This window comes from Peribacillus sp. V2I11 (assembly GCF_030817135.1).
Lineage (GTDB): Bacteria > Bacillota > Bacilli > Bacillales > DSM-1321 > Peribacillus > Peribacillus simplex.
Genome location: NZ_JAUSYW010000001.1, coordinates 1,403,760 through 1,424,581 on the forward strand (window position 1 = coordinate 1,403,760; position 20,822 = coordinate 1,424,581).

Below are 20,822 nucleotides of genomic sequence, written 5' to 3' on the forward strand. Positions count from 1 at the left end.
ACGTAATTGGGAACACCTTTTCATTCTTAAGCCTTTCCACTTGTATTGAACTCTGCCATTTTCCTCTTCACTACGGAGATGATAGCCTCTTTCGCTGGTGTGATGATGGCTCGAGGCTCATATACTTTTCCTTCAACGGCCAATACTTCCCGAATCGTTTTTGCCCACACTTGTATGCTTTCAGTATTGACATTTATTTTAGCGTGTCCAAGTTCAATTGCTTTTTTGATTTGGTGCAGTGGAATACCTGAACCTCCATGTAAGACAAGGGGCACATTCGTCATTTTCGAAATTAATTCCATTTCCTCAAAACCGAGTTTAGGTTCTCCTTGATATGGGCCATGAACGGAACCCAAAGCAGCCGCTAGTGCATCAATTTCCGTTTCTTTTACCATCCTGCTGCATTCACGGGGATCTGCATATTGAATCCCGCCGACGAGGCCATCTTCCGTCCCTCCGACTGTCCCCACTTCCGCCTCAACGGAAACGCCGCTCTTTTGGGCATAGTCGACAACCACTTTGGTGATTTCAATATTTTCATCTATTGGATGATGGGAGCCATCGATCATGACCGATGTAAAACCCGCATCGATCGCTTTCTTGCAGCGTTCCACATCCATTCCATGATCAAGATGAAGGGCAACCGGAACCGTAATGTCCATTTCTTCCATAAGGCTTTTTACCATAGTCGCAATCGTTTTAAATCCGCCAAGATAATCAACAAGCCTGTCCGATGCCGCAAGTATGATCGGCGCTCGTTCCTCATTGGCAGCCTGTAAAAACGACTGGGCGAATGCCAAACCATTAATATTATATTGCCCCACAGCATACCTTTCCGCTTTTGCTTTTAAAAGCATCTCTCTCATTGATACTAAAGGCATTATTCCATCACCCCCTTATTCCCGAGATTATCATGATCCACTCACGCGTTCTGTAGTGCAAAGTATTTCGAAATAACTTGAATTGTCGTTTCTTTTGCGGTCTTAATTACTTCTTCGGCATCAAGTTCATAATATTCTGGACGGAACAATTCCACAGAGGCGACGTCAGAATATCCAATTCCCTTCAAGATGGATAATATGCTGTCTAAATCTATGGCGCCATGTCCAGGCCATACCCGGTCTTCATCCGTCAAGAAACCGATCGGAAAATCCTCTGTATCATCAATGTGTAAAATGAAGATTTTCGCCCCATCCGCTTTCTTCAAGTCTTCCAAACTGGAACCCATGGCATGGAAGTGAAAACAGTCCAGCACCAACCCGACATTGTCACGGTTGACTGTTTCAATGATATCGTATGCCTGTCCGAATGTATTCACAGTACATTGCGGATGCCCGACAAATTCCACTGCAATTTTAACGCCAAACGGTTCAGCGATCTCGGAAAGCTCAGTCAATACTTTCACACAGCTGTTTTTAATATCTTCTTTCAATATTTTCGCTTCCGTTACAAGCGGAACAGCCACCACATATTTCACACCCAATTTCTCCGCCATGATCATCATGTTTTTAAATTCGGTTATTATCGCCTTATGGCCGTCATCATCGCGGTTATTAAAGAATACGAGTGCGTTGAAAGCAAGTGGTTTAATATGATTTGCATTAAAAAATTCGGCTAGTTCTTCAATTGTGTGCTCTTCCAAATACTCAGGCAATTTATCCATGGTACGGATTTCGATATAATCGTAACCGTGTTTTTCACAGTATTTGAGATCTTTGACCAAGTTGGAATTTTCAAGTGTTGTCGCTTGGTTGAAACAAAGTTTCATTCTGTCAGCCTCCAATTCTTTCTGCTAAACCCAATCCGTCTCTCATCTTTTGAAGCATAAGCTTACTTGACCAGTCTGCTTTGTCGATCCAAGCAAATACTGCATTTGTCGCGATGCCGTCAAAATTCATTTCTTTCAGTTTTTTGAAGATCGTATCAAAGTCAACTTCCGCTTCGCCGATGTTCAAATGCTGGTGGACGGTTGCCTCGACACCTGGAGGATTGACGATATAACGGAGTCCGTTGGATGCTTTATGATTGAATGTATCTGCAAACAAGACGTGCTGCAGGCGATCCCCGGCAGAATCGAACATAGGGGCAATATCACCTTTGCCATCATCATAGAAAAATGTATGTGCGGTTGAATACACAAGGTTTATCCACGGACGGTCAAGGGCACGGATCATATCCATCGCTCCCTCATGGGTTTCGATGAAATCGAATGGGTGTGCCTGCAAATTCAGTTTAACGCCTTCCCTTTCAAATACCGGGAGGAGTTCATCCATTGATTTAATGAATTTCTCTTCACAGATAACTTCATTGAATTTGGAACCGTTAAATTCACTATTCATCAAGTCAACATCCAATTCCACAGCCACTTCAATGGCGCGTTTCCAATTACGGACAGCCGCCTGGCGCCTTTCCTCATCCGGACCGGCCCAGTAGTATAGCGGAAGCAAAGATGATATCTTCACACCTGCGTCACTACACCAGCGTTTCAGATTTTTAATCTGTTCCTTATCCACTTTAGGATATTTATAGAATGGGCAAAAGTCTTCCCTCGGTGACAGTTCGATATATTCATAGCCTAGTTCCGCCGTTTTATCGACCATTTCTTTTAATGATAAATTGGCATACATCGTAGGATCCAAAGCTAGTTTCATTGGTCTTTCCCCCTATGATTTATTTTTCGTTTCAATGCATGGTTACGTTCACTGTACAGTGATTTTTTCCGTATAAAAAACGGGCTTCTCTTCAAGGTCAACGGACTCTTTCTGTCCTGACCCTTGTGCTTTTACACAAGCATCAGCTGTTACGGCGGCAATGTATCCGTCCCATGAAGTCGGACCATTCGGCTGACCTGTCTTTATAATGGAATCTATGAAATCCTGCAACTCTTTGTCATATGCATCCACAAAACGATCTTTCCAATCTACCAAGATATCCGTGCTGCGTTTTGCCCCTTTCCTTGTCACGATGCTCGCTGGTTCAGGAAGATATGCAACACCGTCCTCACCAATGACTTCACATTGGATATCATAGCCATATTTACAATTCACGAACACTTCAGCTTGAATGACAATCCCGCTCTTCGTTTCCAATATGATGAGCTGGGGATCTTTTAAGTTAGCATGCGCGCGGCTTGCTTTCTTCGGGTAAATGACTTGAACTGATTTGTAATCATCGCTGATTAACCAATGCAATACATCAATCTCATGAATCAAAGTATCAACGACCGCCATTTCCGTCGTATATTTTTCATCCACTTCTGGATTGCGGTGTACACAGCGGACCATGAGGGGGTCGCCAATTTCATTTCTATCAATGGCTTCTTTCAGTTGGACGTAACCGCTATCATAACGTCGCATAAAACCAACTTGCACCAAACGCTTCCCGTGTTTCATTTCCGCTTCGGCAATTCTCCTGCAGCCTTCCGCAGTTGTTGCCAGTGGCTTTTCACAGAATACATATTTACCAGCTTCTATCGCATTCAATACGTTTTGCTCATGTGCAGGGCCCCAACTAGTAACAAGAACAGCATCGACATTTTCCGAGTTTACTAGTGATTGGTCATCCGGATATACAAGTGCCTTAAGTCCATATTGTTTCACGACCTGTTTTGCCGCCTCTTCATTCACATCGGTTACAGCCACAATTTTCCCTCCGGATAATTTGTCTGTCATTCTTTTAATATGCTCCCGGCCGATGGCACCCGTTCCTATTACACCAAAATTTAATGTCATGATCATATTCCTCCTTTTATGCATATCTGGTTTATTACTCTATAATTCTTAAATTATTTGTGTCATTTCCTTTGCAGGTTCTTTTCCATGATTGCGGAAGTTTTGTTCAAGCTGTTCAAGTGTAAGTCCTCTAGTTTCCGGTAAAAACTTTTTCACAAAGATGATAGCCATGATGCCTAAAGCGAAAAAGATATAGAATGTGGTAGACAATCCGACTTTATCCAGTAAAACCGGGAATGTTAAGCCGATTAGAAAGTTCACGCCCCAAAGGAAAAATACGGTGACACCCATACCAAGACCTCGTACTTGGAGCGGGAAGATCTCTGAAAGCATCAACCAGGTAACCGGTGATATGGCCCCCTGCTGAAAGGCAAGGAAAGTGACAGTCAAGGACAAAATGAAATAGGGAAGGGCAGCCGTCCCTTCAAGAAGGGATGATAAGACGCCAATCAATAGCAATGTGGTCGTAGTCCCGATCAAACCGGTTAAGAGCATTGGACGGCGCCCGATTTTACCAAGCAGCCAAATACCTAAAAACGTTGCCAAAACAGAAATGATACCGTTTGCAATATTCCCGATCAAAGCAGCTTTTGTCTCAAACCCTGCATCTTTTAAAATTTGGGTACCATAGTACATGATAGAATTGACGCCCGTTATTTGCTGAACGATGGCAATCCCGATTCCAAGAAAGACGATTCTCCGTATCCATGGGACGGTCAAATCTTTATATGTAGCTTTTTTAACATGGTTCTCTTTTTCGAATGTTGCTTTGATTCCCTGAAATTCCGATTCTGCCTCATCCATTTTACGTATTCTTTTCAAAACCTTCAGGGCCTCTTCATTTTTGTTCTTGGACACAAGCCACCTTGGACTTTCAGGCAACCTGATCATGCCAAAGAAAAGAAGTATGGCGGGAAGTGATGCTATGGCCAGCATATAACGCCATACATGTGAACTGTCACCCATCGTTGTCCCAAGAATGGCATTGAAGATGAATGCGAGCAGCTGTCCGCTAACAATCATCAATTCATTTTGGGTGACGATCCGGCCGCGTCGTTCAGCAGGAGACATTTCCGCCAAATAAGTAGGAACGGTTACTGACGCCCCGCCTACCGCAAGGCCGAGTAGAAAACGGCAGACAATCATGACCGTAACATTTGGTGCAAACGTGCATCCAATGGTGGAAAAGAAAAAAAGTACCGAAAGAAAAAGAATGTTTTTTCGGCGGCCCGCATAATCCGAAAGCCTGCCTCCCAGAAAAGCTCCAAGTGCCGCCCCTAAAAGAAGTGAACTGGCAACAAGTCCTTGCGTAAGTGAATTGAGGTTAAGTTGATCCGCTTCGGACATGAACGGCAAGGCACCATTAATGACACCTGTATCATATCCGAACAAAAGACCGCCTAACGTCGAGATAATAATAATCTTGCGTAAGAATGCCATTTGATTTCCATCATTACTCAAATTAATCACTTCTTTCCGGTTTTTAATCTTGAACGAGGAGCAGCCTGTCATTTATATACTTGCGAGCGATTAATGCGTATTCCAATGGATGGGCAACGGACGGATCTTGTTCCGCTTCTACTACAATCCAGCCTTTATAATGATTTTCCAGTAATGTATGGTAAGCTTCCACAAAGTCAATGCAGCCGTCACCAGGCACTGTGAACATACCGGCTAAAAAAGAATCTTGAAATGATTTTCCCTCTTTCCGGCACTGCTCCAGCACGTTATGCCGTACATCCTTGAAATGAACGTGCCCTATGCGGTCGATATGCTTTTGCAGAAGGGACATGCAATCACCATCCGATACATAAATATGTCCAGTATCATATAACAGTTGCACTTTCTTTTTTGTATTTTCCATAAGGCGGTCAATTTCACTCAGTGTCTGGACCCCTGTCCCCAGGTGGTGGTGATACACGAGTTTTAAGTTGTAAAGTCCTGCTATATCCCCGAGCCGATTCAGGCCCGTACACAATATTCCCCATTCTTCATCAGTAAAGTGGGGCTTTTCCTTAAATACATCGTACCTTCCGCCTTGGATACTGTAAGTCTGTTCGGATACCACTGCTACATCTCCATCGACAGCCTGTAAATATTTGCAGTGTTCATGGAAATCCCGTTCTGTTTTTTCGATGCCATCACGGATGATGAAACTGCTGAACCACTGACCGGCTATTTTTAAGTTCCGAAGCTGCAGCTCTTTATTCAGGACAGCCGGTTCCGGGAAGAAACCTCCTACTTCGGTCCCCTCAAATCCTGCCACGACAATATCGCTTAAAAGGTGGGATAAGGTGTTTTCAGCCCCGATTTCCGGAATGTCATCATTACGCCAGCCAATTGGGGCAATCCCCCACGAAATCTCCTGCATTTTCGACTTCCCCCTTTTAATATTGTTTGGCCTTTTTTAATTTCTCTTGTCTTGCTTCATATGCCATTTGTATACTTTTCCGTTCCGAGACCTCTGCCACGCCAACATTCCACCAGGAGTCATAACCATCCGTCATGGTTTTCGGCAGAACCTTCATTTCTATTAATGTAGATGCGGATTGATTCTTTGCATCCTCCAATGCAGCTTTCAGCTCATCTACTGTATTGGCCCGATAAGTTTTGGCACCGTACCCTTCCGCCACTTTTGCGTAATCAATATTCATGATTTGATTATCATGTGTTCTGAACTCACAGCAATATGTTCCGCTGCCATTCTCCATTTGCAGATTGTTGATGCAGCCAAAGCCTGAATTATCAAATAATAAAATGTTGATTTTATGATTATATTGGATGGCTGTGATCAATTCCGAATGAAGCATCAGAAAACTGCCGTCCCCTACCATTGCATAGACTTCCCGGTCTGGATGGGCAAGCTTAGCTCCTAAAGTTCCTGCAATTTCGTAGCCCATGCAGGAGAATCCATATTCAAGATGGTACGTATTTGGCACGCTTGAATGCCAGAGGCGCTGCAAGTCACCCGGAAGTGACCCGGCTGAACCGACCACCACACTTTCCTGATCGACCGTATCGTTTATTGCGATCATCGCAGTTGATTGGGCCAATTCAGTGTTCAATGCATCCGAGTATTCATTCAAGACTTGCTGTGAAAACTGGTTTTTGATTTCAGGCATGAAATTTTCACGGCTGAAAGTGACTTGACTTAAACGGGTCCGTTCGGAAAGCCACTCCGCCTTCCAATCTCCAAGCATTTCCCCATATTCGGTTTCATAGCCCACCAGTAACGCTTCAAGGTTCTCGAGCGCCACCTTTGCATCGGCGACGACCTGAAATCCATCTAATTTATAGCTTTGAAGGCGGCTGACGTTAATGTTCAAAAACTTTGTCCTTTCAAAATCAAATGCAGTTTTGGAAGAAGTCGTAAAGTCCGTATACCGGGTCCCGACACCAATTACGAGATCTGCCTGGCGGGCAGCCTTATTGGCAGCCATCGTACCGAGAATTCCGACTCCGCCCAAATTCTTAGGAAAAGATGATTCCACCGTCGATTTACCTGCCTGTGTTTCCACAAGTGGAATGTTATGCTTTTCTGCCAGCTTCATCAAAATATCCCGAGCTCCGGAATATCTTGCTCCGCCACCGACGATGATGATCGGCTTCTTACTTGCTCTAATTCTATCGGCGGCCCCTTGCAGTTCCCGTTCAACCGGAGCTTTCCGATCCAAATAATGAACGCGTTTTTCAAAAAAACGTTCATCGAAATCGAAGGCCTCCCCTTCCACATCCTGTGAGATGCATATCGTCGCTGGTCCGGCTTTCCCGGGATCGGTCATCACCTCGAAGGCCCGGATCAGGCTGGACATGAGCTGCTCAGGGCGAGTGACGCGATCCCAATATCTTGATACTGCCAGAAAAGCATCATTTGTGGTGATGGCCGTACTATGCTCATGCTCAAGTTGCTGAAGAACCGGATCCGGCTGACGTGTCGCAAATGTATCAGCAGGAAGCAAGAGGACAGGAATATTGTTGGCAAGTGCCGTCCCCGCTGCAGCTATCAAGTTTGCCGAGCCTGGCCCGGCAGATGTAGTGACGGCATAGATTTTCCTTCGGAGCATTTCGCGGCTGTAGGCGATTGCTGCGTGTGCCATCCCTTGCTCATTCTTTCCTTGAATCACTTTCAAGTGGCCAGCGTCCTGTTCGAGAGCCTGACCGATACCAACGACATTCCCATGGCCGAATACATTAAATATCCCTTCTACAAATGGAGACTCCTCACCATCAACATGAATGTACTGCTGATTTAAAAACTTGATCAAAGCCTGGGCTGTCGTCAACCTCACTGTTCCCATCTTCTGTTCACCCCTCTATGTAGATAAATTCCTTACACGCGTTCGGCAATCAAACCCTCGATTTCTTCTGCAACGGGCATCGCCTCGGAAGAGCTGTGCTTGCTTACTACTATGGAAGCGGAAGCACTGCCAAACTTCAAAGCGCTTTCAATCCCTTTGCCGCTCACTAACGCATATAAGAAAGCGGAAGCATATGAATCCCCTGCGCCGAATGTTTTCAATACTTTCGTTTTATAGGACTTCGCTTTAAATACTTCGCCTGATTTGGCATAGGCATATGAACCCTCGACGCCGTGTTTGATGACGACCAGGTCTGCGGAATGTTCAAACAAGTAACGGACGGTCCCTTCATTCGTACCTTTTTCGGTATTTTCCATTACATCAAATTCATCACGCGTGCCAATCAAAATGTCTGATTGCTCCGCGACTAACGAATAGTAAACGGAGGTTTCTTCAATGGAATTCCATGTGTAAGGACGGTAATCCAATTCAAATACGACTTTTACATCATTTCTTTTCGCAAGGCTGACTGCTTTTAAAACTGCCTCACGTGATGGACTTTTTGCCAAGGCCGTCCCTGAAACCAATAGGATCTTTGATTTTTTGATATATTCTTCATCCACTTCCGAAGGTGCTAAATGAAGGTCGGCTACATCATCCCGATACATCAGGATACTGCATTCTTCAGGACTTTTAATTTCCGTGAAGGCGAGTCCCGTTTTATGCCCTTCTTGATCGATTGCCATATTCGATGTATCAACACCTGCCTCACGCATATAACGCTCGATGAAACGGCCGTGCTGGTCATCGGCAAGCTTACCGATGAATCCGACATTCAAGCCTAATTTGGCACTTCCGATGGCAACATTGGCAGGTGAACCGCCCACATATTTCGTGAATGTCATGGTCTCTTCCAGCGGACGGTTATATTCATTGGCATTCAAGTCGATGCAAGCACGGCCAATGGCAATCAAGTCAAATTCCTTATCCGCATTAAATGTATAGTTCATCCGGTTAACAGCTCCTTTTCCTTTAACGATTCAGGATCCACTCATGATCGGGATCATTGTAGAATTTCCATGTCCTTGTCGGACCGGCCATTACATTCAAGTAATATGATTCATAACCGTCAGGCACCCCTACCGGATGATAACCGGCCGGTACAAGTACGACATCACCGTTTTCGACGGACATGGTCTCATCGATCGAACGGTCATCTGTATATACTCGCTGAAATACGAATCCTTGAGGCGGGTTCATTTCATGATAATAGGACTCTTCCAATAATGACTCATTTGGTAAGTTATCCCGATCATGTTTATGCGGAGGATAACTCGACCAGTTCCCGCTTTCTGTATATACTTCAACCACCAGAAGGCTATTCGCATACGGAGCTGAATCCGGTAATATATTATGCACCATCCGCTTATTGCTCAAAATGCCCCTATGTTCAACGTCAACATCTCCCGCTTTAATCCATTTAGTCGGAAGTTGCTTATCAGAAGGCGAATAACACAGCGCAACTCTTGCATTGGTTATCGCTTCCAATTCAAACCCTCTATCATTTGACACGTAAATGCTATCAGTCGGCACTTTATCAAATACACTATCGCGTGTGCCCAAATCATGGTATACATCTTCGCCTACAGTCACATTGATTTTTCCCGTAAGAGCGACAATGCAGCACTCTTTATTAATTAATAATTCTGAATATTCGGCACCCGGAGTCAACTCCACTATTTTGAATTCAACAAAATCTAAAGGGGAATTTTCTTTCGTAACCGCTTGAACGACTGTAACACCTTCAGCGACCTCTTGTTTTTCCGGTTTTTGAAGCAGTTTACTCATATGTACCTCCTTGTTTTTCAAAAAATCCGGCCCGTATCCAAACGGGCCATCTTGCAATGTCTTTTTCGTTCACTTATTTCACGTAGCGTGCAGTCACCATTTTTTTACGTGTGTAGAACTCCACACCGTCGGTTCCATTTGCATGAAGATCACCATAAAATGAATCTTTATATCCAGAGAATGGGAAGAAAGCCATCGGTGCAGGAACACCCACGTTAATGCCCAACATCCCGGCATGGATCGTTTCACGGAATTGGCGTACATCAGCAGCACTGTCCGTATAAAGGCAAGCCCCGTTAGCCAGTGCTGAAGCATTGGCAATTTCAACGGCTCCCGTTAAATCTTTGGCACGGACAACGGAGAGCACTGGTGCAAAAATTTCATCTTGCCAGATTTTCATTTCCTGTGTCACATGATCAAAAATCGTTGCCCCGAGGTAATATCCATTGCCGCTTGCTGCCTCGTCTTTACGCCCATCGCGTATAAGGGTCGCACCTTGAGCAATACCTGATTCGATGTAATCGATGGTCCTCTTCTTAGCTCCTTCCCGGATCACCGGTCCAAGAAAAACGCCGTCATCCAAACCATTTCCGATCGTAATGGCATCAGCTGCCTGTTTCAATTTTTCAACTAGCTCGTCCGCTACACTTTCTTCTACGACAACAACTGCAGCGGCCATGCAACGCTCACCGGCCGACCCAAAAGCCGCACTTGTTATTTCCTTGGCCGTCATATCAAGATTGGCATCTTTCAAGACAATCGAGTGATTCTTCGCTCCCGCAAGAGCCTGGATGCGCTTCAAGTTAGCCGTGCCTGTTTTATACACATATTCAGCCACTGGCTGTGAACCGACGAAGGAGATAGCTTTTACATCTTTATGCTCCAAAAGCCCATTAACCACGTCATGTGCGCCATTTACAATGTTCAATACTCCTTTAGGAAGACCTGCTTCCTCAAACAGTTCAACAATGCGTGCTGCAAGTAAAGGTGTACGTTCAGATGGCTTTAGCACGAATGTATTGCCACATGCAATCGCAAGCGGGAACATCCAGCAAGGGACCATCATCGGAAAGTTAAATGGAGTGATGCCGCCGATTACCCCAATTGGGTAACGGTACATACCCGATTCAATGTTTGTCGCGATATCCGGAAGCTGTTTGCCCATCATCAGCGTGGGTGCACCTGCCGCAAACTCAACACACTCGATGCCCCGCTGCACTTCACCAATCGATTCCGATAAACTTTTACCATTTTCGATAGTGACCAGTTTAGCAAGTTCTTCCCAATTCTCCACGAGGAGCTGCTGATATTTGAACAATATTCGAGCCCGTTTCGGGACAGCAACCTGCGACCATTTTTTAAAAGCCTCATCCGCCACTTGAACCGCACGATCCACATCTTCCCTAGTAGAAAGTGGCACTTCGGCAATCGCCTCACCAGTTGCAGGGTTGAACACGATTTCCGTTTCCTTTGAAGTGGATTCGATCCACTCACCATTTATATAATTTTTTAATTTTTTCACATCATGTGTTACTGATGACATGTTTTTTCCTCCTTAAAATAAAGTATTTTGTTAGATAATCAAGCCAGTATAAGTATCGTCGTCAATGAAATCGATTTCATTTGACTATGAAAAAAATCCATCCATGTTTCTTTTTGGATCAATCAATAAATTCAATCCCAATAGTCAAGTCTCATAATCCGCTAATGAAATCGATTTCATTTTATTTCAGGAGTTCCACCTGAAGAAAAGGTAAGGACCAATCACTCCCACTTCTGTTATAGCTTGTACGTAATCGCGCTCCGGGATGAAATCGATTTCATTTACTTTATAAGGAAATACTACAATGAATTTTTTTCCCTGTAAACACTTTTTTTGGATTTTTTATAATATTCTCTCTTCTCTCCACTTCAAAACGTTGTTGTATATGGAAATGGTCTTGAATATTTAGTTAAAAGCATTTCCAGGGAAAATACCTTCATTCCCGTAATTGAATCCCAGCAGGACCGGTCTTGGTTCTATATAAACTAACCACTACTTTATCAATATCGATAATGGTTTTTTGGTATATTAATATTTCTATACTCAATTGAATTTATCATCATAGGAATGCCAGCTTACCTTAGAACAACATCCCTATTTATTTCATATTTGTAAACTTTTTAGACTACCTTCCTGCTCCCCTTTTCTTTACATTTCCATGAATATCTCCATTTTAATGAAAATAAAAGATATTTTACTATATCAACAGAATTTAAATTACATATCCTATCCCGAGATGATTTCATCAACAAAAAGAGGCACCCATAATGGGAGCCTGAATTTTAGTGAAGGTAAGCTATTATATGTGAACGGTAACCATTCCGCATCCTTATGCTAACACGATGATTGAGAAATGGGATATTTCACCCAGTAACTTAGGAAATGTCTTTTCTATTGTACGGAATTTAAAACAGGCCAGCTTATAGTCAGTTATTTCACTGCCTTTTTAATAGCTTTCACTTCATATAATGATCCTTCCGAACTGACGATATATTCAGGCTTTGGTTTCCCAAGGTTTGCTTTATGGCCTGCGATATGGGCTTCACTCTTTTCCCACTGCTTCCAATGCGCCTCCGACTCCCAATTGATCATAATGATGACCTCTTCATCCCCGCGTCGCACTTTTTTCACCATCACACTTAAATCGATGAACCCTTCCTGCTTTTCTATGATCCCTTCCCCACTGAACCGTTTTACTACTTATTCTGAATTACCTTCTTTTACCACCATTTTTCTCATCTGAACGAACATAATGAACAACTCCAATCGATATACTTATATTGAGTCATTCTATTCGATAACGATTCTCATTGTCGATTATTGAGACTTTGACTTAAACTACTTAAAACTCTAAATTCCAAAAACAGAATAAAAAATGGATCAGGAAGTTATACTTATCTTCCTGATCCATTTTTATTGTCATTCACCTTTTATCTTTAAGACTTTTGGGAACATAGTCATTCAGTTTGTTAAATAAAGAAGTAATGTAGGAGCTGAGTTCGAATCGATCCTCCTGAACAAATTCAACTAACGACACTCCATTTTTTTTCATAGCTTTTCCCCCTTTTAGTTATTATCCCGGTGCATAAACCTTTTCAGCCACTAATATCTGTGAGTCCAGCCTCCATCATTTTCTTTATTTGATTATACAAGAAAGCGCTTACAATGCAAAATATTATAATACTATAGATTGCTATTTACTTAGAATGTTCCAGATAAATAAAGTTTTATCTTCATCATTTTATATTATCAGCTGTGCTGGCTTTTAGGTGTACTTCCTATACTTGTCTTGTTCACAGTGTTTAAAATTTCATGAAATGCCCTTCAATATTTCAGTTAAACGCAGGAACTCTTCCTTATCACGATTCTTTAATGAGTCATCGATTTCTTTTTCGAGTTGTGCTTTCCGGTAATCACTAAGGGCCTTTTTCAAAACCATTTCAGCCATCTCTTCAGGTTCAAGCGATGTTCCTGGCAATTGCTTCTCCATACGAAACCAACTCCTTAACCTTTTTTCTATTATACTAAATAACTTGGAGATTATTATTATTTATTAAAATCTTATCCCTTCCTCTTTTTCATTTCCTTATCCACATGATTTCCACTTTGCCACTCTTCTATACATAAAAAATAGTTAAAACTTTTACATTTCATTTCGCTTAAGTCATTTTATCCGGGAAGGTCGAATCGTTTATTTCCATTACTTTAGAATTAATTATATTCCAATACAGGTGACGGGAGCTAAGTTATTCGCTTCATTTTTTCAGAAAAATCAGAAATATATTGACCGATATGGATAACCCCTCTAAAATAACCTAAATAATCCAGTTTTTTTACTTATATTCATTAACCATCATTTTTGTTCATTTCGGCTTTATTTATTTTTAAAAACAATTTTGATGAAAAACTATGCATTAAAGGAGCATTTTCCATGAAAAAAAGTCGAGTTCTTTTCGCCAGTTTAGCTGGTTCCGTTATTGAGTGGTATGATTTCTATTTATACGGAACAGCAACAGGCCTAGTTTTTACAACTCTATTCTTTCCCAATCATGATCCTGCCATTTCACTTCTTCTCGCCTTTGTCACTTTCGGGGCTGGTTACGCAGCCCGTCCAATCGGAAGTATCCTATTCGGCCATATGGGTGATCGCATCGGACGGAAGGCAGCACTCATGTTCACCCTTATTGGTATGGGAGGGAGTTCAATGCTCATCGGTGTTCTGCCCACTTATGCCCAGGTTGGGTTGGCCGCCCCCGCCCTCTTGGTGGTGCTGAGGTTGATTCAAGGAATTTCCTTGGGTGGTGAATGGGGCGGAGCCATCCTATTGGCAACGGAATCCGCTCCGAAGGGTGTCCGTGGGTTATATGGATCCGTTCCCCAACTAGGGGTCCCCATCGGTTTGGTTGCCGGTTCGTTCAGCCTAACCCTTATCAGTTCCTTGACAACCGATGCCCAATTTTTATCTTGGGGTTGGCGGATTCCATTCCTTTTAAGCGGTGTACTGATCGGATTGGCGATATGGGTAAGGAGTGGCATTGAAGAAACGCCGGAATTCCAACAGCAGAAAGATAGCGGTGATCTTGCGAAAGTTCCCATTATTGAAACGTTGAAACACGATTGGAGAAGTGTGCTGCAAGTAATCGGACTAAAAATTGGGGACGGGTTCTTCAATGTATTCATCATGTCCTATGTTCTCGTCTTTACTACACTGTATTTTGGCTATTCCAAAGATTCAGCCCTTACCGGTTTAACGATTGGCTGCGCTACAATGCTAATTACCATTCCTGTCATTGGTTACATTTCTGATTTTATCGATCGAAAAATCATCTATTTTGGGGGCCTGATTCTCCTTTTCGTCTTGGCCATCCCATATTTCACAATGATTGGGCGTGGGGTCGGCTGGTTCTACCTTATGCAGGCAGTTGTACTCGGCGTCATCTGGGGAGCCATTTTTTCTACACAAGGGACATTATTCTCAGAGCTCTTTCCAGCCAAGGTCCGTTATACTGGATTATCTGTCGGTTATCAGGTCGCGGCAGCCATCGCAGGTTTCGGTCCGCTCATCTGGACTGCCATGGCGGAATCATATGGCCCATCCCCTTTGGTATTTGGCGGATTCATGATGGCAGGTCTCGCAATTTCCCTTGCGCTTTGTATATTATCACCGCATTTCAGCAGAAGGATTGTAAAGGATCAAACACACAAACCACATGAGCTGGATTTGAACTGATTCTAAAATCCCTGGCATAAGTAAAAACAGAGGCTGCACGTCCTATCACTTGGACAAGCGGCCTCTGTTTTTTTAGAACGCATATACCTCCCTAAACCTCCTTACTTCCTACAATCTCCAAAAGATCAGTCAGCGTCCGGATTTCATAGGTGGGCTTGATTCCCAGATTATTTTCCTTTTGATGGGGATTGAACCAGCATGTATCCATTCCATAATTCAAGCCGCCCTGTATATCTGATGTCAAGGAGTCACCCACTATCAACGCTTTCGATTTATCTGTGATCTTTAACTTGGAAAATGCATAATCAAAAATCCCTCTATCAGGCTTCTGAAACCCAGCCTCTTGGGAAACTATCAAAGTTTCAAAGGTATTGCAAAGGGGTGACCCCCCGATTCTTGCTGTCTGCACTGAAGTGAAGCCATTTGTTATAATGGCCAGCCGGCATCCTCCAAGCTTCTCGCAAATCTCTAAAGCCCCGGGCACAAGATGTATCTCCTTTCCCAAATGTTCTAGGTATGCACGGCTGAATGCATCCGCATTGATATCAAGCCCATGCTTCAGGAACAACCGCTTGAACCTTTCCACTCCCAGATTTGTTAAATCAATTTGCCCCTGTTCCAAATCTCTCCATAATACCCCACTGATTTCTTGATAGCATCCCGCATAATCCTCTGCCCCTCTGGGCAAACCGAACTCTAAGAAAGCTTCATGCAATGCCTTTTTTTCCGATAATCCAAAGTCTAGCAATGTATCATCAACATCAAATAAGATAATCTCGTATTTCATCGCTGCCTCCATAATCATTTTAGTCCAACTTAACACATTTCCTTTAATTACGTATTACTTATCAATCACTTAGCTATTAAATTAAGGTACGAACAGTAAATAAGAGACTTCCCCTTTGCGGGAAAGTCTCAGACTGTAGACAAACTCGATGAAAATCGAGTTTGTCTATTTTTATGGCTTGTACAATTTGGACGTTGATTTCCACTCTAGGCACTCGCTTTCCGCGGGCGGTCGGGGAGCCTCCTCGGCTTTCGCCTGTGGGGTCTCCCCTAGACGCGCTTTTCCCGCAGGAGTCTCGTACCTTCCGTTCCAATCAACTTTGTCTTACCTTTTAGATAGAACACTTTTGCCTGGAGTCATTTTTGTTTTAAAATAGAAGTATTAAAACTTGAGGTGATGAGGATGCTTTCTAAACATGATTCTATTCAGCGAGATCAACTTGAAATGATTACTTTAGATCAACTGGTGCCACCGAACCATTTGGTTCGTAAAATGGAGGCTGCCATTGACTTCACTTTCATTTATGACTTGGTGAAAGATATGTATTCAGAGGTAGGACGCCCAAGTATTGATCCAGTTATTTTAGTTAAACGGACTTTCATTCAATATACCTTCGGTATTCGTTCCATGCGTAAAACGATTGAAGAAGTTGAAACCAATATGGCTTACCGTTGGTTCTTAGGCTATGGTTTCCATGATAAAGTACCTCATTTCTCTACGTTCGGGAAAAATTATGAGCGACGCTTTAAAGATACAGACCTGTTTGAACAGATTTTCTATCGCATTTTAATGACAGCTGCTAATAAAAAGTTAATAAGTGCTGAACACGTTTTCGTGGATTCCACACATGTGAAACCCAGTGCGAATAAACGGAAATTTGAAAAGAAAATCGTTCGTAAAGAAACACGAGCGTATCAAGGACGTCTTCAAGAAGAAATCAATCAAGATCGTGAAAACCATGGAAAAAAGCCTTTTCCACCAGATAAATTTGATAAAGAAGAGACCAAAGAGATTAAAGAAAGTACAACGGATTCTGAGAGTGGCTACTATGTGAAAGATGAACGAACAAAACAGTTTGCCTATTCATTCCACGCGGCCGCAGACCGCAACGGTTTTGTATTGGGAACGATTGTAACACCTGGAAATACACATGACAGTCAGATCTTAGAGCCACTAGTTGAACAAGTGATTGAGAAAGTTGGAAAACCGGAAGCCGTTGCCGCAGATGCAGCTTATAAAACACCAGCGATTACAAGCTACCTATTTAACAAAGAAATCATACCGGCTTTACCTTATACACGTCCTCGCACCAAAGAAGGATTTTTCCGCAAACAGGACTATATATACGATGAACATTTTGATTGTTACCTTTGCCCTTCGGGCGAAACTTTAAAGTACTCAACAACAAATAAAGAGGGCTATCGCGAGTACAAATCGCCAAAACAAATTTGTACAACATGCTCATTTTTATCTCGGTGTACAGAAAGCAAAGACTGTCAAAAAGTGGTGACACGGCATATCTGGCAAACACATGTGGAAGAAGCAGATCATCTGCGTCATCATCAAGATGTAAAACCTATATATGCAAAACGTAAAGAAACGATGAGCGTGTATTCGCAGATGCAAAAGAAAAGCATGGTATGCGTTGGACTACTTTAAGGGGACTTAAAAAATTGTCGATGCAGGCGATGCTTACTTTCGCTGCCATTAATTTAAAGAAGATGGCCAATTGGACATGGCGAGGTCCAAAAATGGCCTAACATAGTGGGCTCGTAGAGCCCCAATCTCTTAACTTTAGGCGAAAATTCAAAGGGAATTTCAAAAGGGGTTCAGAATTTTTTAATTCCGAACCCCTTTTGTCTACAAACTGAGACTTCCCCTTTGCGGGAAAGTCTCTTATTTTTAAGAAGATCCTATTATTTTTTCGCCTCTCGGCTTTGTACTATTTGAATCTGGTTCCCTTGTGATGCCAATTTGATTGAATTTATCATTAATGGACAGTTTGTATGTCAATGATCCTGTGCCGGCTTCATCAGGCTTGAAAGTTCCTGCGTTTGTCCGTTTTCCATCTTTCAGCAACCACACCTGATACACCTCGGACTCTTGAAGGCTAGGCAAATTCTGAATCTGCACGATTAACCTTCTTTCTTCACCTTGCTGCAAAATGTATGCAGCACCGTCCGTATTCATATTTACAGCCGTTTTATCGGCAGGCTGCAGAGATAGAGCCGTCTTTACCTCCATTGGCAGATTGATGGCTGCAAGTTCTTTTTTTAGTTGAATATTGGAATATAACAGCACAGACACCAAAACTAGAGCGGCAAGCAAGAGACCTGAAGTTACTGGTGTAAACTGCTTAAAGAAAAAACTACTCCAATTCTTTTCCTTTCTTACCGGAACTTCATCATCAGTCTCAAAGACAAAATTCATAACCTCTGATTTCAGGGAAGAAGAAGGTTCTATTTCTTTGAAATCCCATTTCAATGAATTCCAGGCTTCCGTCATTTGTTCATACTCCCTAGTGCATTCAGAGCATTGAATTATGTGTTCCGCGAATGCTTTTTTTTCTTTTTCTCCCAGTTCACCCGATAAAAATGAAAGCAGGTTAGCGCACTCAGTATTCATTTACAAACCACCTACTTCCAAATGCTTTTTCAACAATTTAAGCGACTGATGAAGTCTGCTCTTGATGGTACCAATCGGTTCATTTTCAATTTTGGCAATTTCCGTTAGCGAGTACCCTTTCCAATACAGTAAATCAATCAGTCTTTTTTGCGGCTTGCTTAACTTACTTTTTGCATTGGCAATTTCACTGTGTAACAGCCCATTTTCTATGTCATTATTCGGATCTTCTATGTCAATTGGATGGCTCATGTCCATGTGATTGTTATTCCGAATATGAACGCTGTCTTTACGGATATAATCCACACACACATTTCGTGTAACGGTCAAAAGCCAGCTAACAAAGTGCCCCTTTTCTGGATTGTAACTGCTTTTTGTGGTCCAGAGCTTTAAAAAGACCAACTGCACAATCTCTTTAGTTTTTTCAGCATTTCCATTTGTGAACTTAAAAATAAAACCATAGATTAATTTAATATGCCGGTCATAAAGTTCTTCCAGAGCAGGACGATGCTTTTTCATTACTAATGCCATCAATTCCTTATCAAGTTTTTCTTTCAATCGCACCTGCAACTCCTCACCAGTAAATTTGGAAAAAACCTGTAACAGGAACGACCATCAGTGATCGTCCCTTTTTTCTTATTTTGGAAAAACCGTCTTGTTATTTACAATATACCAAACATTTTTCACACCTTCGCCATTGACATCTCCCGCTGCCTTATCATTCACAAAATAGTAGAGTGGAAATCCTTTGTACGTTACCTGCTCTTTACCTGTATCTTCCCTTTTAATGGTTCCAAAGTCTTTTTCCTCAAATCCTTTAGGGACAGCAAAATCCCTTTCCATGAACGGCGGCCATTTTTTCAGACAATCACCCATGCAATTGCTTTTTCCTGATTTATCATTCTTGAAAAAGTAAAGTGTCATTCCCTTGGAATCAGCCAAGTATTCACCTGTTGGTTCACTTTCCAATAATTTTAGGGTTACTGCTTTTTCATCGGCAGTACCACTAACAACCTGATCATTTTGGGGTGAATCATTAACTTCATTTCCACATGCCGCCAAAACTAGGACCATCATAAAAACTGAAAATACCATCCACTTTTTCATATCTCTCACTCCTCGTCAATTTACTTCCATCCCCATTTTTGAAATACTTGATGGGATTCTTCCGTTTTAAGATAATCAATGAATTGTTTTGCCTTTTTCTTGTTTTCACTATTACTTGTTATGCTTACCGGGGTTCCTCTATAGAGCTTGTCTTCCTCAGGGAGTTGAACCAGGTCCGTCACATCCGCCAGACGGTAATGCCAGGATTCATATGTAATCCAGGCGTCCAATTTAGAATTTGCCTTCCATAGATCGATAGCTTCTGCACTGGACTTCACCGAAATGTCAATATTCCTGCTAATTCCAGGAATAAGTCCTTTTCTCCCAGCCAAATCTTCCCATATACCCAGTTGCCCGGCTCCATTAACATCAACAATCTTTACGCCCTTCTTCGTTAGATCCTCCAACGACTTTATATTCTTTGGGTTTCCTTTTCTAACAAGGATTCCAACTGATCGTGCATACAATTCTGTACGGTTTTTTTCATCAAGGACCTCCGGATGATCATGCATGAATTCTGTTAGCATATATTCAGACCCTCCGTAAATGATATCCGCATCCTGTTTGGCTTGATCAATCCATTTTTCTTCGGGTCCCGCTGTTACTTCAACTTTTATCCCCGTTTCTTTGGTGAATTGTTCCGCAACTTCCTTAATAGGTCCAAGAGGTCCACCTGGTCCATATACTTTTACGACGTCGTTGACAACTTGCCCCCGATTCGAACCCATTTCCGGTGAAAATCCTAACAAGACTGCCATCAATGATATCCATCCAACAAAAATGACCTTTTTCAAGTCTTTCTTCTCTCCCTTCTAAAAAGCCTTTGTACTATAGATAACGGAACAAATCCCAAAACGGTTTGAAAAAAATTGTTAATTATTTTTATCCTGATGCAAAATACATCTGCTGATCTTAAGCTTTTCTCTTTTTTACTCAACAAAAAAAACCATTCGAAAACGGAATGGTTGCAGACTGTAGACAAACTCGATAATAATTGAGTTTGTCTACGGTTTTTTTGAGGATATGTATATATTGAACGTTGCGTTCACTTCAGGCACTCGCTTTCCGCGGGCGGTCCGCCCTCGGCGCCTTTACGGATGCTCGGTATCCCTTGGACGCGTTTTCCCGCAGGATTCTCGTACCTTCCGTTCCAATC

General features: G+C 42.4%; 17 protein-coding genes and 2 pseudogenes. 2 read left to right on the forward strand and 17 right to left on the reverse strand.

The window, feature by feature from the left end:
- Positions 1-26: 26 nt before the first annotated feature.
- The 12 genes and pseudogenes from fba to QFZ73_RS06825 form a co-directional block, all read right to left on the reverse strand.
- Entirely contained in the window at positions 27-881 is an 855-nt protein-coding gene (fba, locus tag QFZ73_RS06770; RefSeq protein ID WP_307264482.1) for a class II fructose-1,6-bisphosphate aldolase, read from the reverse strand.
- Between the two features lie 41 nt (positions 882-922).
- A complete protein-coding gene (gene iolI / locus QFZ73_RS06775; protein ID WP_307264485.1) occupies positions 923-1,768 on the reverse strand; it encodes a 2-keto-myo-inositol isomerase in 846 nt (281 codons plus the stop codon).
- A gap of 4 nt (positions 1,769-1,772) precedes the next feature.
- A complete protein-coding gene (locus QFZ73_RS06780) occupies positions 1,773-2,651 on the reverse strand; it encodes a sugar phosphate isomerase/epimerase family protein (protein WP_053533868.1) in 879 nt (292 codons plus the stop codon).
- A gap of 48 nt (positions 2,652-2,699) precedes the next feature.
- Complete coding sequence (gene iolG / locus QFZ73_RS06785) at positions 2,700-3,731, reverse strand: bifunctional inositol 2-dehydrogenase/D-chiro-inositol 1-dehydrogenase (RefSeq protein WP_307264489.1); 1,032 nt, start codon at positions 3,729-3,731, stop codon at positions 2,700-2,702.
- Positions 3,732-3,779: 48 nt separating this feature from the next.
- Positions 3,780-5,192 carry a sugar porter family MFS transporter gene (locus tag QFZ73_RS06790; RefSeq protein WP_373458916.1) on the reverse strand — a complete coding sequence of 471 codons (1,413 nt, stop codon included), beginning with the start codon at positions 5,190-5,192 and terminating at the stop codon, positions 3,780-3,782.
- 22 nt (positions 5,193-5,214) lie between these two features.
- On the reverse strand, positions 5,215-6,102 hold the full coding sequence (iolE, locus tag QFZ73_RS06795) for a myo-inosose-2 dehydratase (protein ID WP_307264494.1): 888 nt from the start codon (positions 6,100-6,102) through the stop codon (positions 5,215-5,217).
- Positions 6,103-6,118: 16 nt separating this feature from the next.
- Positions 6,119-8,029, reverse strand: coding sequence for a 3D-(3,5/4)-trihydroxycyclohexane-1,2-dione acylhydrolase (decyclizing) (gene iolD / locus QFZ73_RS06800; protein WP_307264498.1), 1,911 nt, complete (start codon positions 8,027-8,029; stop codon positions 6,119-6,121).
- A gap of 32 nt (positions 8,030-8,061) precedes the next feature.
- Positions 8,062-9,039 (reverse strand): 5-dehydro-2-deoxygluconokinase, encoded by a 978-nt coding sequence (iolC, locus tag QFZ73_RS06805; protein WP_307264501.1) that lies wholly within the window; start codon positions 9,037-9,039, stop codon positions 8,062-8,064.
- A gap of 22 nt (positions 9,040-9,061) precedes the next feature.
- Positions 9,062-9,877 carry a 5-deoxy-glucuronate isomerase gene (gene iolB / locus QFZ73_RS06810; protein WP_307264504.1) on the reverse strand — a complete coding sequence of 272 codons (816 nt, stop codon included), beginning with the start codon at positions 9,875-9,877 and terminating at the stop codon, positions 9,062-9,064.
- Positions 9,878-9,950: 73 nt separating this feature from the next.
- Positions 9,951-11,420: a CoA-acylating methylmalonate-semialdehyde dehydrogenase gene (locus QFZ73_RS06815; protein WP_307264507.1), complete on the reverse strand. Its 1,470-nt coding sequence runs from the start codon at positions 11,418-11,420 to the stop codon at positions 9,951-9,953.
- A 930-nt stretch (positions 11,421-12,350) separates the two neighbouring features.
- A pseudogene (locus QFZ73_RS06820) lies at positions 12,351-12,671 on the reverse strand (antibiotic biosynthesis monooxygenase).
- A 559-nt stretch (positions 12,672-13,230) separates the two neighbouring features.
- Entirely contained in the window at positions 13,231-13,410 is a 180-nt protein-coding gene (locus QFZ73_RS06825) for an IDEAL domain-containing protein (protein WP_251435256.1), read from the reverse strand.
- A gap of 441 nt (positions 13,411-13,851) precedes the next feature.
- Here QFZ73_RS06825 and QFZ73_RS06830 point away from each other — a divergent pair, with 441 nt between their 5' ends.
- Entirely contained in the window at positions 13,852-15,150 is a 1,299-nt protein-coding gene (locus tag QFZ73_RS06830; protein WP_307264512.1) for an MFS transporter, read from the forward strand.
- Between the two features lie 91 nt (positions 15,151-15,241).
- Here the strand turns inward: QFZ73_RS06830 and QFZ73_RS06835 are convergent, their stop codons facing one another.
- The gene (locus QFZ73_RS06835) at positions 15,242-15,937 is read right to left on the reverse strand and encodes a YjjG family noncanonical pyrimidine nucleotidase (RefSeq protein WP_307264515.1); all 696 of its coding nucleotides are present in this window, start codon (positions 15,935-15,937) and stop codon (positions 15,242-15,244) included.
- A 402-nt stretch (positions 15,938-16,339) separates the two neighbouring features.
- Between QFZ73_RS06835 and QFZ73_RS06840 the strand changes: the two are divergent.
- A pseudogene (locus QFZ73_RS06840) lies at positions 16,340-17,697 on the forward strand (IS1182 family transposase).
- 142 nt (positions 17,698-17,839) lie between these two features.
- Here QFZ73_RS06840 and QFZ73_RS06845 read toward each other — a convergent pair.
- From QFZ73_RS06845 to QFZ73_RS06860, 4 genes are all read right to left on the reverse strand, one after another.
- Entirely contained in the window at positions 17,840-18,562 is a 723-nt protein-coding gene (locus tag QFZ73_RS06845; RefSeq protein ID WP_307264517.1) for an anti-sigma factor, read from the reverse strand.
- A complete protein-coding gene (locus QFZ73_RS06850) occupies positions 18,563-19,117 on the reverse strand; it encodes an RNA polymerase sigma factor (protein WP_307264520.1) in 555 nt (184 codons plus the stop codon). It abuts the gene before it with no gap.
- Between the two features lie 78 nt (positions 19,118-19,195).
- Positions 19,196-19,666, reverse strand: a complete 471-nt coding sequence (locus QFZ73_RS06855; RefSeq protein WP_307264525.1) for a COG4315 family predicted lipoprotein — start codon at positions 19,664-19,666, stop codon at positions 19,196-19,198.
- Between the two features lie 20 nt (positions 19,667-19,686).
- Positions 19,687-20,424 (reverse strand): extracellular solute-binding protein, encoded by a 738-nt coding sequence (locus QFZ73_RS06860; protein ID WP_373458996.1) that lies wholly within the window; start codon positions 20,422-20,424, stop codon positions 19,687-19,689.
- Between the last annotated feature and the right edge of the window lie 398 nt (positions 20,425-20,822).

Bases quoted from the DNA above. Each gene is read 5' to 3' on its own strand.
- fba (WP_307264482.1), bottom strand. From the start codon at position 881: ATGCCTTTAGTATCAATGAGAGAGATGCTTTTAAAAGCAAAAGCGGAA.
- iolI (WP_307264485.1), bottom strand. From the start codon at position 1,768: ATGAAACTTTGTTTCAACCAAGCGACAACACTTGAAAATTCCAACTTG.
- QFZ73_RS06780 (WP_053533868.1), bottom strand. From the start codon at position 2,651: ATGAAACTAGCTTTGGATCCTACGATGTATGCCAATTTATCATTAAAA.
- iolG (WP_307264489.1), bottom strand. From the start codon at position 3,731: ATGACATTAAATTTTGGTGTAATAGGAACGGGTGCCATCGGCCGGGAG.
- iolE (WP_307264494.1), bottom strand. From the start codon at position 6,102: ATGCAGGAGATTTCGTGGGGGATTGCCCCAATTGGCTGGCGTAATGAT.
- iolD (WP_307264498.1), bottom strand. From the start codon at position 8,029: ATGGGAACAGTGAGGTTGACGACAGCCCAGGCTTTGATCAAGTTTTTA.
- iolC (WP_307264501.1), bottom strand. From the start codon at position 9,039: ATGAACTATACATTTAATGCGGATAAGGAATTTGACTTGATTGCCATT.
- iolB (WP_307264504.1), bottom strand. From the start codon at position 9,877: ATGAGTAAACTGCTTCAAAAACCGGAAAAACAAGAGGTCGCTGAAGGT.
- QFZ73_RS06815 (WP_307264507.1), bottom strand. From the start codon at position 11,420: ATGTCATCAGTAACACATGATGTGAAAAAATTAAAAAATTATATAAAT.
- QFZ73_RS06825 (WP_251435256.1), bottom strand. From the start codon at position 13,410: ATGGAGAAGCAATTGCCAGGAACATCGCTTGAACCTGAAGAGATGGCT.
- QFZ73_RS06830 (WP_307264512.1), top strand. From the start codon at position 13,852: ATGAAAAAAAGTCGAGTTCTTTTCGCCAGTTTAGCTGGTTCCGTTATT.
- QFZ73_RS06835 (WP_307264515.1), bottom strand. From the start codon at position 15,937: ATGAAATACGAGATTATCTTATTTGATGTTGATGATACATTGCTAGAC.
- QFZ73_RS06845 (WP_307264517.1), bottom strand. From the start codon at position 18,562: ATGAATACTGAGTGCGCTAACCTGCTTTCATTTTTATCGGGTGAACTG.
- QFZ73_RS06855 (WP_307264525.1), bottom strand. From the start codon at position 19,666: ATGAAAAAGTGGATGGTATTTTCAGTTTTTATGATGGTCCTAGTTTTG.
- QFZ73_RS06860 (WP_373458996.1), bottom strand. From the start codon at position 20,424: ATGGCAGTCTTGTTAGGATTTTCACCGGAAATGGGTTCGAATCGGGGG.